The 12,765-nt window shown below is 42.5% G+C and carries 8 protein-coding genes and 2 pseudogenes; 4 read left to right on the top strand and 6 right to left on the bottom strand.

Translation table 11 applies throughout. The annotated features are described in order from the left end of the window. Positions 1-73: 73 nt before the first annotated feature. The gene (locus BJP37_RS03780) at positions 74-1,126 is read left to right on the top strand and encodes a M42 family metallopeptidase (protein WP_075896591.1); all 1,053 of its coding nucleotides are present in this window, start codon (positions 74-76) and stop codon (positions 1,124-1,126) included. A 17-nt stretch (positions 1,127-1,143) separates the two neighbouring features. Here the strand turns inward: BJP37_RS03780 and BJP37_RS38380 are convergent, their stop codons facing one another. From BJP37_RS38380 to BJP37_RS03775, 3 genes are all read right to left on the bottom strand, one after another. After that, positions 1,144-1,320 (bottom strand): hypothetical protein, encoded by a 177-nt coding sequence (locus tag BJP37_RS38380; RefSeq protein WP_158069396.1) that lies wholly within the window; start codon positions 1,318-1,320, stop codon positions 1,144-1,146. A 235-nt stretch (positions 1,321-1,555) separates the two neighbouring features. Beyond that, positions 1,556-1,696, bottom strand: coding sequence for a hypothetical protein (locus tag BJP37_RS38375; protein WP_158069395.1), 141 nt, complete (start codon positions 1,694-1,696; stop codon positions 1,556-1,558). A gap of 75 nt (positions 1,697-1,771) precedes the next feature. Beyond that, entirely contained in the window at positions 1,772-2,188 is a 417-nt protein-coding gene (locus BJP37_RS03775) for a GNAT family N-acetyltransferase (protein ID WP_075896589.1), read from the bottom strand. Positions 2,189-3,094: 906 nt separating this feature from the next. Here BJP37_RS03775 and BJP37_RS03770 point away from each other — a divergent pair. After that, entirely contained in the window at positions 3,095-3,502 is a 408-nt protein-coding gene (locus tag BJP37_RS03770) for a hypothetical protein (protein WP_075896587.1), read from the top strand. A gap of 828 nt (positions 3,503-4,330) precedes the next feature. After that, on the top strand, positions 4,331-4,573 hold the full coding sequence (locus BJP37_RS03765) for a hypothetical protein (protein ID WP_075896585.1): 243 nt from the start codon (positions 4,331-4,333) through the stop codon (positions 4,571-4,573). 152 nt (positions 4,574-4,725) lie between these two features. Here the strand turns inward: BJP37_RS03765 and BJP37_RS03760 are convergent, their stop codons facing one another. After that, on the bottom strand, positions 4,726-9,645 hold the full coding sequence (locus tag BJP37_RS03760) for a WD40 domain-containing protein (RefSeq protein ID WP_075896583.1): 4,920 nt from the start codon (positions 9,643-9,645) through the stop codon (positions 4,726-4,728). A 447-nt stretch (positions 9,646-10,092) separates the two neighbouring features. After that, complete coding sequence (locus BJP37_RS03755; RefSeq protein ID WP_075896581.1) at positions 10,093-11,445, bottom strand: P-loop NTPase fold protein; 1,353 nt, start codon at positions 11,443-11,445, stop codon at positions 10,093-10,095. Between the two features lie 560 nt (positions 11,446-12,005). On the opposite strand from BJP37_RS03755, the pseudogene BJP37_RS03750 reads away from it, so the two are divergent. Next, positions 12,006-12,270: pseudogene (locus BJP37_RS03750) on the top strand (hypothetical protein). On the opposite strand, the pseudogene BJP37_RS03745 reads toward BJP37_RS03750, so the two are convergent. Continuing rightward, positions 12,225-12,674, bottom strand: a pseudogene (locus BJP37_RS03745) (DUF29 domain-containing protein). The pseudogenes BJP37_RS03750 and BJP37_RS03745 overlap by 46 nt on opposite strands. Positions 12,675-12,765: the final 91 nt, after the last annotated feature.

Raw genomic sequence — 12,765 nt, 5'->3', positions numbered from 1 at the left:
ACTCCCGACTCCCGACTCCCGACTCCCGACTCCCGACTCCCGACTCCCGACTCCCTGTTCCCTTTTCCCAACAATGACTAACAATTACAACCAACTGTTCAAAACCATAGAAGAGTTAGTTATGCACCATTCCCCTAGTGGTGCAGAAGGGGAAATTGACCAATTGTTACTGCATCGGTTTCAAGCTTTAGGGGTGGAAACTTGGCAGGATCGGGCGGGAAATGTCATTGCTAAAATCCCTGGTAAGGATGCTGGTGCTAGTCCCATTGCGATTACTGCTCATAAAGATGAAATTGGTGGCATTGTTAAACGGATCGGTGACGCAGGACGGGTGGAAGTGCGCCGCTTGGGGGGTTCTTTTCCTTGGGTTTATGGTGAGGGTGTGGTGGATCTGTTGGGGGATAACTATACCATTAGCGGTATTCTTTCCTTTGGCTCACGTCATGTTTCCCATGAATCTCCCCAAAAAGCGTTGCAGCATGATACTCCTCTACGTTGGGAAGATGCCTGGATTGAAACCAAATGTAGTACTACAGAATTGGCAGAGGCTGGGGTGCGTCCAGGCAGTCGTATGGTGGTTGGTAAACATCGTAAGAGACCTGTGCGGCTTAAGGATTATATTGCTAGCTATACCCTGGATAATAAGGCATCGGTGGCGATTTTGCTAACTTTAGCCCAACGGTTGAAAACTCCAGCAGTTGATACGTATTTGGTGGCATCAGCAAAGGAGGAAGTAGGGGCAATTGGGGCTTTGTATTTTACCCAGAATAAATCTCTAGATGCTTTGATTGCTCTGGAAATTTGTCCCTTGTCTGGGGAGTACCCTATCGAAGATGGACCAGCACCAGTATTGCTCTCTCAAGATAATTATGGCATCTACGATGAAGGGTTAAATCGGGAATTGGGAGAAGCGGCAGAACGTTGTGAAGTCCCGATTCAGTTGGCGGTTATTGATGGTTTTGGCTCTGATGCTTCCATCGCCATGAAGTTTGGTCATGTTGCTCGTGCTGCTTGCTTGAGTTTTCCTACCCAAAATACCCATGGTTATGAAATTGCTCATTTGGGTGCGATCGCAAATTGTATCGATATTCTTGAAAGCTATAGTTCTTCAGTGATCAAGAATTAATTTTTAATTTTTAATTTTTAATTTTTAATTTTTAAAGAAGAGCGATATATCCCTATTTCTGCTTGATGTATTCTTTGGAAAGCAGCTTGGGAAAGAGCATCGCCGAAACTATCATTCAAAGGAAAAAGACCTTTAACCACTGACTTACCTAAAGAATAGGCTAATTTACATAATTCACAAAGAAGCACTGTCAAGATTTCTGGCTCTCCATGAAGATAACCAATATAAAACTCTTCCTCTGAAAGTTCCGAGTAACTTTGAATAGCTATACCACGTAATCTTTCATTTTCTCTTAATCCGAAAACTTTTCCCCCAAGCAGACATTCTTTTAATAAATCAGGATTAATCCTTTGACATGTAGTAATTAATTTTGTGTAAAATGTTGGTTTTTTGATATAATAAACTTTTTCTAATCATTAAAGACCAAATTTAATCAAAGTCTTTCAGGTCTAATTGAATTAATTGGTTGGTTGGTGAAGCAATAGTATCAGCTTTATAAAGACTATAACTATCTATTTTTTGATCTCCTCGGCGAGAGATAATTTTCAACATTAGTTCATTGTCAGACAAGACACAGTAACGTAATATAGGAACATTTAGTTGAGATAAATACTTATAGCGTTTATCATAGCTATGAGGTACACATTATTGTTTCCCTATTCCCTCTTCCCTCTTCCCTCTTCCCTCTTCCCTCTTCATTCTTCCCTGCTCCCTGCTCCCTGCTCCCTGCTCCCTAAAAACCAGAGATTTGTACCTCATGGGTATAAGACTTGCTATATTTGTATGTGCATCTAATAATTTAGATAAACCTCGCCGTCGATAGCGACGATCTACTCTCAAAGAACTTAGCCAAGCTTCCTGTTTTGACAAAATAACGATTTCCTGCATCGCCACAGGGATATCATCAAGAGTAACTACAAAAACTTTATTTTCAGGATTGTTAATCCGTTTCTCCAATACTAAGTGCATGTAATCGTTTTTATTTTCCCAGGTATATTGGCAGAAAGCCAAGATAGGTTCTACATCTGAAATTTGAGCTAAGCGAATCTGGAATTCAGTCATCTATCCTTATGCTTTGGGTGTCTTTACAGGTTCGGTGCGTTACTATTTTTTAGGATACAACGAGTTTGATAACACGCCCTAGTGGCATGGCACACCTAAAAATGTAGGTTGGGTTGAGCGGTAGGGAAACCCAACAAAGCGTTACTGGTGTTGGGTTTCATTCTTCAACCCAACCTACGCTTATTGCACCATTTTAGATGTGTCGGTCCACTAGGGCGGCAGAATCATACCCAGAATCAGCAACGCCCAAAATCTGGTTACTTAGTTTTTGCGATCGCTGAATTTTTTCCTGCTCAGCAATATGTTTGTATCTAACAGGTAAGCCATCACAACCGATCCGGATAAATACTTTCTCTACTCATCGCTTCATCACTAAGCACAGGAATATCTCGACTCTTATGACTGTCTACCCATGCCTGAAATTCTGCTGACCATTCCTCATGGGTTGACGTTTCATAAAATGAAGCCGAAGCTGAATCATATTTATTGAGATAGTTTAATCATTTTGACACCATTAATAAATCCTTGAATTATCTAGTTACTAGTCCTGATTCTTTTATCACATTTACTCGCATAATTTACATCAAAATACTTTTTAAATATCCCTTATGTCGCCACATTATCATCTCTGAATACTACTCCATAATACCTAAAGTATAGTACTAATTTAATTCCTAAAACAAATGATATTATTTATAAATAACCTCCCAAGTTATTCATTTACTTAAATTTGTAAAATAATGTTGCAAATTTAAAATTTATTATTGACATTTTCTGAAATATTAGTAATAATAAAAATCTCCGATATTTCGATAATATTTATGGACAAAAAGCCGCGCTTTTCACGTCAACCAAGAAGCGCGGCTTATGTCCCCAGTCACAAGCTATGTGTGAGGTAATTACATCATGCCAGATAAACGATCTAATGACCATCTCAATCATCTGATTAACTGTCAGCGAGCCCTAAACCGCCTTGCCCAAATTTCCAGGAGCCAATCCACACGGGAACATGCTTATCCTAATCCCATCACTGAGCGAGAGGAAATCTTGATCTACCTATACAGCAACTGCCGACTGTCCATGACCCCCCAGGAGTTTTATTGGAAATGGCAAGTTAAGCAAGAAGACATCGCTAACATCTGCTGCCGCTCAAGTTACGCTGTCAACAGCTGGCTGGCCCAAGGTCCTCGCTATAAAACTCCCTCGTCCGATTCCTTGCATCATCTGGCCTTAATGGATTTTCTGTTAGAAAATTTTGAGGCCATTCCAAAGGACTTATTGAATCAGCTCTGCTCGAAAGTCAAACGTTCTTAGAATGTAGAATGGAGAATTAAGAATGTAGAATTAAGAAGGGAGAATTAAGAAGGGAGAATTGAGAAGGGAGAATTAAGAATGTAGAATGGAGAATTGAGGTAAGCATTCAGCGGTCAGCGGTCAGTGGTCAGCTTAAAATCAACCTCTTTCGTGACTATTAAACTAATCCTTACCTGTTTTATTGAAAAGACTTTCCTCAAATTAAACTAATCCTTAGCTGTTTTCTTCAAAAGCTGATAGCTGATAGCTGATAACTGATAACTGATAACTGATAGCTAATAGCTGATAGCTGATAGCTGATAGCTGATAGCTGATAGCTAAATGCTTACGAATTAAGAAGGGAGAATTGAGAATGTAGAATTAAGAATGTAGAATGGAGAATTAAGAAGGGACAATTAACAATGGATAATTAACAATGGATAATGTAGAATGAATGTAGGAGGTAGAAGCCAGAAGCCAGAAGCCAGAAGCCAGAAGCCAGAAGCCAGAATGTAGAAGCCAGAAGCCAGAAGCCAGAAGCCAGAAGCCAGAAGCCAGAAGCCAGAAGCCAAAAGCCAGCAGCCAGCAGCCAGCAGCCAGACTTCTAAATTCTTAATTCTTAATTCTTAATTCTTCATTCTTAATTCTTAATTCTTCATTCTTCATTCTTCATGGGGAACTTTCCTTCTGCTGATTCGTCAAAGCCGCCAAAGCTACGATATTCTACGCTCACAAAATATCCTGATCTGATCCATAAACCTAGGAAATATCCTGATCTGAGCCATCAATCTGGGATAAATGTATATATGAATCGAGTTGGAATTAGCAGAGAACCCACGGAGTCCACTTATGAAACGTTACAAAATTCTCTCCCTACTAGGGATGACAGCAGTATCGACAATCACTGCTAGTCAGGTTTTAGCTATGGAGACAGGTTACCAAAACTTAATCACCGAACCTGACTCTACTAGCAATAGTCTATTGGAGGATGTTTCATTCCTTAAATACACTATATTTGATACCGCTGCTGGCGCTCGAGAGCCCGGAGAGGAAGAGCCTGTACCACCAAGCCGCGATACATCACGATGGTGAGTTAGGTATAGTCCGCTTCAGCTAGAGATTGATTATATATAGCAGTTCTTAATTGGGTGAGTTACACAAGTTGTGGGTTTTAGGGAGTAGGGAGTAGGGAAAAAATATTGTGTACCTCATGACTATAAGAACTGCTATATATTCCAGCTGATTTACTCTTGCTCCTCAATTCCCTCACAGAGTTTTTTGTCTTTTGGGTTCACGTTCGGATTATTTTTCAAATAATTACCGATCTGATCACAAGCACGCTTCAGTAAAGAATTCACATCGTTTAATTGACTGTAATCTAAATTCCAAATACTCACCTGATTCGCTGCGTTAATCGAGACTAGGGTTTCACCGTCTGGACTAAAATTCACAGACTCCACAGGTTCAGAACCCTGCTTTAAGGTTGCGATTAAAAGTCCATTGGGGTCCCAGAGTTTAACTGTGCCATCCGCACTGCCAGAAGCAATAATGTTTCGATGGGGGTGGAAACTAACATCATAAACAATTTTTGTATCTTCCAATATTCTTTTAGATTCGAATTGCTGCCAGGAGATGTCTTTACGACTCCAGATTACCATAAAACCACCAGCAGCACCCGCCACAATCCGCTTACCATCGGGGCTGAAACTCACGGAGGACAACTTCCTATCCCCAGGAAGGGTAGTCATTAGAGTTCCGTCCTGCTTCCAGAGTTTTACCGTCTTGTCATTACTGGCAGAGGCAATTAACTCACCATCGGGACTGAAAGTAACGCGATTAATGGCATCTGTATGTCCGGCTAAAGTTCGTAGCAATTTCCCTTCCCTGGTCCAGAGTTTCACTGTGCTATCCTCACTCGCAGAGGCAATGATTTGACTATCAGGACTGAAACTAACGCTATAAACTGGATCCCTATGCCCCTCTAGAGTATGTAGCAGTTTCCCCTGGCGATTCCAGAGTTTCACCGTCTTGTCATCACTGGCGGTAGCAATTAACTGACCATCGGGGCTGAAATCAACCCCATTCACCAAACCCTGATGTCCCTCGAGGGTGAGTTCCCTAATCTGTTTTTCCGGGTTCCAGAGTCTGACAGTGTTATCATCTCGACTAGGAGAGGCAATGATCTCACCATCCGGGCTAAAACTAGCACCATAACCATAGACTGTATAGGTGGTAGGTTGGAAAACCTTAGGCAAGGTTTGGTCAAGACTCCAAAGTTTGACAGTGAAATCAAGACTAGCTGAGGCTAGCATCTTACCGTCAGGAGTGAAACTAACCTGATTGACAGTATTGTTATGACCAGGAAGGGTTAAAATTGGTGTGCCCTGACTAGTCCAGAGTTTTATTTTTCCGTCACTACTCCCTGAGGCAATCAACTCACCATCAGGACTAAAGCTGACGCTGTTGATAGGATGATCATGTCCTTCTAACGTTTTCTCTAACCTTCCATCACGGCTCCAAAGTTTCACGGTCTGATCATCACTAGCTGAAGCAATGGTCTGACTATTGGGACTGAAAATTACACTCCAAACAGCTTTGTCATGCCCCCTCAAGGTTTTAATTAACCTTCCATCACTACTCCAGAGTTTAACTGTTTTGTCCTTACTAGCTGAAGCAATTAACTCTCCATCATTGCTAAAACTAACGCTCAAAACAGCTTCTCCATGTCCTCTCAAGGTTTTGAGCAAAGTCCCATCACGGTTCCAGAGTTTGACCGTTTTATCACCACTGGCTGAAGCAATGGTCTGACCATCCGGGCTAAAACTTACCCACTTCACCCCCTTACCATGTCCTGTTAAGGTGTTAATTAACCTTCCATCCCGACCCCAGAGTTTAACGGTTTTGTCTTTACTGGCTGAGGCAATGATTTGATTATCAGGGCTGAAACTGACGCACCACACTGTATCATCATGTCCTTCTAAGTTATTCAGCAATTTGCCATCACGACTCCACAGTTTGATGGTTTGATCAGAGCTAGCTGAAGCAATGAGCTGATTATCTGGACTGACACTAACACTCAAAACACTACCTTGATGTCCATCTAAACGATTGCGTTCTTGGGTGAATTGGACTGCTTGCCAGAGGTTAGATAAAGTCTCTTTTTCAATTTTTGATTTTTCTTTTTCTATTTTATGGTTTAATCGTTTCCCTACCTTGATGCTGATTAAAAGGGCATCAAGTTGATTTTTTTCCAGAAGAGAGAGCTGATAGTCAGCGTTGAGTTTAGCAAGGGTCGCCTGTCTTTGGTTAAATTCTGCCTGTCTTTGGTAAACTTTTGCCAATTGCCACTGCCAGATGGCGATAGCTGCTAGTATAGTCATCACCACACTAAATCCCCCTAACCCGGTCAGCAATGATTTCCGAAGCCGTTGTTGCGCCTCTTGCTTCTGAAGCCGTCGCGCCTCTCGCTCTTTTTCAAGTTCTGCTCGTTCTTTTTCAAGTTCTGCTCTGATGTCAGCTTTAAGTTCGGCTATGATGTCAGCCCCTTTTCTTTGTCGAATGAAATCGACCAGATAATCATGGACTAATTGATAGCGATTACCATAAAATTCTCTTAACAGCAGCACTAAGCCGGATTTCACAAAAATTTCCAACACTAAATCTAATCGTTTTAGCTCTGTTTCTACATCAGCGGCCAAGGCTTTTAATTCTTTTTCCAAATCATGGCGAGTTTTGAGGGGGCGGGTGTTGTTTTCATCCGTTAGCAAGTACAACACTAATTCAGCAACCCGTTTGTTCTCAGCACCACAGGCTTCCACTACTTCTTCTAAGTATTGGTTGACTAATTCAGCTTTTGGGTTATCTCCTAGGTGTTGATAGTGTTCTAGGGTGGTAATTTGGTTTCGTTCCAGTTGCGCCCCTACCACTTGCAACTCAATTGGTCGAATCTCCCCTAATTCTTTACCTAAATCCTCCACTAATTTATCAATCAGTGCTTGCTCTAGGGGAAACTGAGCTTGCTCCGTTAAGCGTTGAAGATATAATTTGGCATCTGCTGGGGTAAGATTACCCAAGTGAAACAGAATTCTCTTATCTAAAATATTGTTATTAATAACCTCTAAATCGATTCCAAACTTATTACATTCCAACAGCCAATGTAAATAATCCTCTCGCATAGACAAGATTACCTTTACATAAGGAATATTCAGACAGTCTCGCAAAAATTCATAAAAACCTCGCCTCTGGTTGGGGTCTGAGCAAAGTGATAAAAACTCTTCAAACTGGTCAAAAATTAAAACAGTAAGCAAATTTTTCTTACTATTTTTGTGCAACTGCTCAAGAATGAGGGCGGTTGAATCAAGGTTAGCAGGCACAGAGGCTACATTTAGTCTCTTCTCCAGAGTGTTTGTTAAGGATTTGCCTAGTGCATGAATCCAATTTGTATAAACTCGCTGCAAAAGCGGTAATACCCGACGGGTATTAATGGTTTGCCGTTCTAATGCTGGTATTAATCCCGCCTCAATCATTGAGCTTTTCCCCGCCCCGGACTGTCCATGAATCACAGTTAGTCTAGAGCGCTCCTGTTTCATGCGCTCAATCAGGCCATTAACATGGTGTTCCCTGCCAGAAGCCGCAATTTCTGGCGCTATCCTTTCTGAGCACTCAAGCGTTGCTAAAACTGGGTTAGTTATCTGCTCCTTAGGCTGCAATCGACCAGCACCAATGAATGCCCGAAACCCAAACCGGCTCTCAATCCCCTGTTGGACTTGTTTAATATTAAAGGCCTTGAGATAGTCCCCTTGTTGGCAATAGACCTGATGTAATTCCTTCAAGATACCAATATAAAGTTCTGGATCATAGTGGGGTTTGGTTTCTGCTCTAGCGGTTTCCAAGTTCTCAAGTGCTGCTTGTAATTGACCAAGATCATTTTGCGATCGCATAGTCCCAAGCAGTGCTCGCCCCAAGGAAAATAAATACCAACCCTGGGCAAAAGACTTTTGCCAGTCTAAGAAAGTTTGTTGTTCCGGTGAGGGATTGACTATCTTCTCTAATGCCGTTGAGCTCAGAAAAAGCGCTTGTTTGGAATACTCTTGCGCTTTTTTAAAGGCTGATTTGGCTAGGGCTACTTCAGCCAAAAAGCCATAAGCTCGTGCCATTCTGAACGGATCAGAATAGGTTTGATGGAGCGCCAAGGCTTTTTCGGCAACTGTCTTTAACTGCTCCCAATCTGACTGCCGCTGAAGTACATCTCCCCAAAAATTAATATATTTGGCAGCTAAGTCGAGGCGGTTAGCCTGCTCAAGACCCTCAACCGATTCCTGAAAATAAACTTTTGCTTGTTCACAAGCTTGCTCCTTCTCAGCTTGATGCCACAGTCCATAACCAGCCCACCACAAGCCTAAACAGAATAATACATGTCCACGGCGTTCCAGGTTATCGGTTTGTTTCCACAGAGCTAAACTGCGCTCATAATGCTGTCGAGACTCTTCTTGACAATTATCAGCCACTCGACCCAGCACAAATTCCAAACTGGCTTCTAACTCAGGGGCTAAGGCCACTCCCCGCTTTTCCAGCTCCTGTCGTGCTGACTGTAATTCAACATAGGATGCAGAGCCTTTGTTTAAATTCAGAGTACTACTGTGCAAAAACTCCGTTTCACGGGAGGCTACCACCTTGGCAAACACCTGATCAGTGGTTTGCTTAATAAAGTGAATTAATTGACCGCTGCTAATCAAAAACTCAACACAGCTTGACCAACTGTGGAAATCTGGCACTGACCGAATTAGCATTTGCAGCAACTTATCCGTCACCCACAACACCAGTGGAAACCGAAAGTTCCGAAACTCTTCCCGGATCTGGTTGGTTGCTGTCAGCACTTCCTCAATGCAACTTACTGAGTCTATCCCAGATACCATCAACGCCTCTGGCTGTTGCAGACCTAGCTCTTCCACAATAGTGGTATAGAGAGTTTTAACCGATTGCTCTAAGACCAGCTCCCTGATCGGAATAGAACATTGCTGCTGCAACTGCTCACTAATTTGTCTCCTCAATACCCCATAGTTACCAACCGCCAAAATCAAGGAAAATTCTCCCTGAGAAAACGTAATCAGTCGGATTAGTTCTCTGAGGGAATCTTGGTTGTGATTTGCGGTTGTATCTAGCATTCTAATAGCGGTTTTTAATTGGGTGAGGTACAGAGTTTTGGGTTTTAGGGAACAGGGAACAGGGAACAGGGAACAGGGATTAGGAATTAGGGAGTATGGAGTAGGGAGTAGTAATTAGGGAGCTGATAAGGGAGGGAGTGGTAAAAAAAATGTACCTCATAATTATGAAATTTTTATGAATTCATTTACGCCCTCGAACCGCACAAAGAGTCATTGAACTGAGTGATTGCAGGCACAAGTTAATGTTAATAGCTGATGGCTGATAGCTGATAGCTGACGGCTGATAGCACCTCAAGTAGCGTGGCACAGGCTTCGACGCTGGGAAGCATATGCTTACCTTGAATTTAGTAGACCTCTTGCAAAAGTATTTTCCTGATACTGTTTGCGTCAATTCTTGTCCACTGTTCCCTGTTCCCTGTTCCCTGTTCCCGACAACTGCCGCGAAGTCTAGTTTCCATTCAACTCCTTGGCATCAGCTAACACCGGATTGATATCATACCAACATCCCTGGTCATTACAATACTCAAACACAAACAAACTCTTCAACAGGATTTGGTATTCCTCCTCACCCCTGACAGTTTTGTGTTCAGCCACATTTCTGAGCAATTCCCACTCATCCGGTGTAATTGCCCTGCTCAATTCATTGCGACGCTGACTAATCACACTGTCTACCAAGTTACGAGATAAAGGCGGTTCGTCTTTCCTGAGGCAGTTCCGGAGCAGCACCAGCAAATTCCTGACATGACCCCCACTAACTAGACACAGGCGATCCAATGTCTGTGGGGTATCAAACACTTTTGTAATTAAACTGAGCCGTTGCTCTGGCTCCACATCTGGGAAGGCTCTGGCTAAGATCATCTGTCGCAGCAAAGCAATTCCGGCATCACTGGGACTACCATCTGGTTCTTGTACCTGTACCATCGGTAACAGTAGGTGCTCAGAACCAAAGCGATTCCTGAGGTTTTCTTGGTCATTGGAAAATGCCAAAATCAGGGGAATCGTGTATACCACATGGCATTTGAGTTGATTAAGATACTCCCCCTGGTCTACAAACAAATATTCTGGCTGATTGCGTTGCCCTGACTTAGGTTTATTATGGATCCGGTCAAGATTATCCACAATCACCACTAGTCCAGCTTTACCCTGCTTTTGCAGCTGCTGTTGAGCGGGTTCAATCAGTTCTGTATTAATCGCTTCTACAATATTGTTGACCCGTGGCTCTAGATGTTGTCGCAATAGGGAGCGAATGTCCTTAGAATTCTTCGCTTTGGTGGTAATTTCCCCAATCCCAAAGGCTAGGGAAGACTCGTCCTCTTGTGAGCTGAGGCCAATCTCACCAAACTCAGGAACGTTGACTTTTAACCCGGTCACCTCGGAGTTTAACAACTTAGCCGCCCCTTGCACTAAGGATTGGAAGCGGGTGGGTTGGAGTTTAATTTTAGCTTGCTCCAGACTTTGAATCACCTGACGAGCAATGGTCAGCAAAATATCACTGATCTCTACATCGGCCAGGTCCAAGTCATTAGAGGACTCAAAATAAACGACATGAAATCCCTGTTGTTCTAATTCCCGTTTCAATCGCGATAACTCCGTAGACTTGCCACAGCCCATGTGTCCCGTAAACAACTGACAGGTCGGCTCGTCTTCTGAGAAGGTAATGGTGCGTCTGAGTTCTCGAATAATATTGCTGCCCCGCACCTTGGCAAAATCAATGTAATATTGTTGGTCTTCAGCCCTCCCCACATTTAGGGTTTTACTGGGATTACAGACCCGAAAAAATCTGCCGAAATTGACTGTCATTAAAATTCCCCCCGGTAGACGAATTGACTTTTGTCAGATGGCACCGCGATATCTGCCAGATCGACATACCTGACAACTAGAGGCTCTATAGGATATACAGCCTCTATATAATTTATCGACTTAATAGCTACACATTATGCAATTGACATTTTCCCTTAATTGCAACAAAACGTAACATTATTCCTAATCCTGATGCTATATGATGCAATAGCTGCCCAGAAAGTTGCCTGAAATGTCATAAATGCGATCCTCCCTTCATACTCCCTACTTCTAGTGTGGCTCATCAGTCAGACTGTTAGCAGTACCCGATCGGGTACCTTCGTTTTAGGGAATAGGGAGCAGGGAGCAGGGAGCAGGGAATAGGGAACAGCGGATCTGGGAACAGGGAGCAGGGAACAGGGAACACAGAAAAAATCTTGTGTATCTCATTAGACTAGAAAACGCTATAGTTTGGGCAATCCTTGCAATTGCTCCTCTCGAATATTTTTCATGGTAATTTTGGAGATGGAGAAATGCTTTTTATTTCCATCCAACATTAGCGTTTAAAGTAGGAAATACCAATGCTTAAAAGCTATGAAGCCATTACCCTTAAATGGTCAAGTTCAATGGTTAACAGATGCACCAAAAGTATCCAAAGCTCGTGTAATTGTGACGATTCTTTCCGATACTGAACCAAAAGTATTGCGCCGGACTCCCCCTGCGTCGATTGCGGGTAAAGGTAGAACTTTGGGGGATTTGGTCAGTTCCGTCGTTGAGGAACAAGATTGGAAACTGCTATATCAATTTGGAAACCAATCCTTATCCAGTAATTGCCCAAAGGAATAAGGACATTGTTCTGGTAGAGACTTAAGCTGAGTTTTATTCTGGACAATCAATAAAGCGTTTTGGTAGATTTTGGGTAATTCATCAGCTAATGAATTTCGCAAATTAGTGGTAAGTTTATCCTCTACTTGAACCCGAAAGGTAATAATTTACCCCGCCCAGTGATTAGCATTTCTCCCCTTTTCTGCTTCCCAAAATTGGAAAAGCATTAGATGAATGATTATCTGCAACAGTAAACTTTTAACAGCATTTCTTTCGCTGCGTCCCAAGGCTTCTAATTCCTCGATTAAGTTGTCATAATCTAATTCTTCTAATTGACGATTTTTCAGTAGCTTAACTGTTTCAGTTAACCACTGATCGTACTCAGTTTCATAAAGTTGTTTTAAGTCACGTATCTGAGATTTCATCAGCAAAGGGAGTAGGGAGTAGGGAGTAGCTGATAAGGGTAGGTTTTTAACAAAGACCTCAGGTGTGGGGTGTGGGGTGTGGGGTGTGGGG

It is taken from the genome of Moorena bouillonii PNG, assembly GCF_001942495.1.
Taxonomy (GTDB): domain Bacteria; phylum Cyanobacteriota; class Cyanobacteriia; order Cyanobacteriales; family Coleofasciculaceae; genus Moorena; species Moorena bouillonii.
The sequence above is the reverse complement of the archived record's forward strand: the minus strand, read 5'-3'. Positions and strand labels throughout refer to the sequence as shown.

Coding starts and splice junctions, on each gene's coding strand:
- BJP37_RS03755 (WP_075896581.1), bottom strand. CDS start 11,445: ATGACAGTCAATTTCGGCAGATTTTTTCGGGTCTGTAATCCCAGTAAA.
- BJP37_RS03780 (WP_075896591.1), top strand. CDS start 74: ATGACTAACAATTACAACCAACTGTTCAAAACCATAGAAGAGTTAGTT.
- BJP37_RS03770 (WP_075896587.1), top strand. CDS start 3,095: ATGCCAGATAAACGATCTAATGACCATCTCAATCATCTGATTAACTGT.
- BJP37_RS03760 (WP_075896583.1), bottom strand. CDS start 9,645: ATGCTAGATACAACCGCAAATCACAACCAAGATTCCCTCAGAGAACTA.
- BJP37_RS03775 (WP_075896589.1), bottom strand. CDS start 2,188: ATGACTGAATTCCAGATTCGCTTAGCTCAAATTTCAGATGTAGAACCT.
- BJP37_RS03765 (WP_075896585.1), top strand. CDS start 4,331: ATGAAACGTTACAAAATTCTCTCCCTACTAGGGATGACAGCAGTATCG.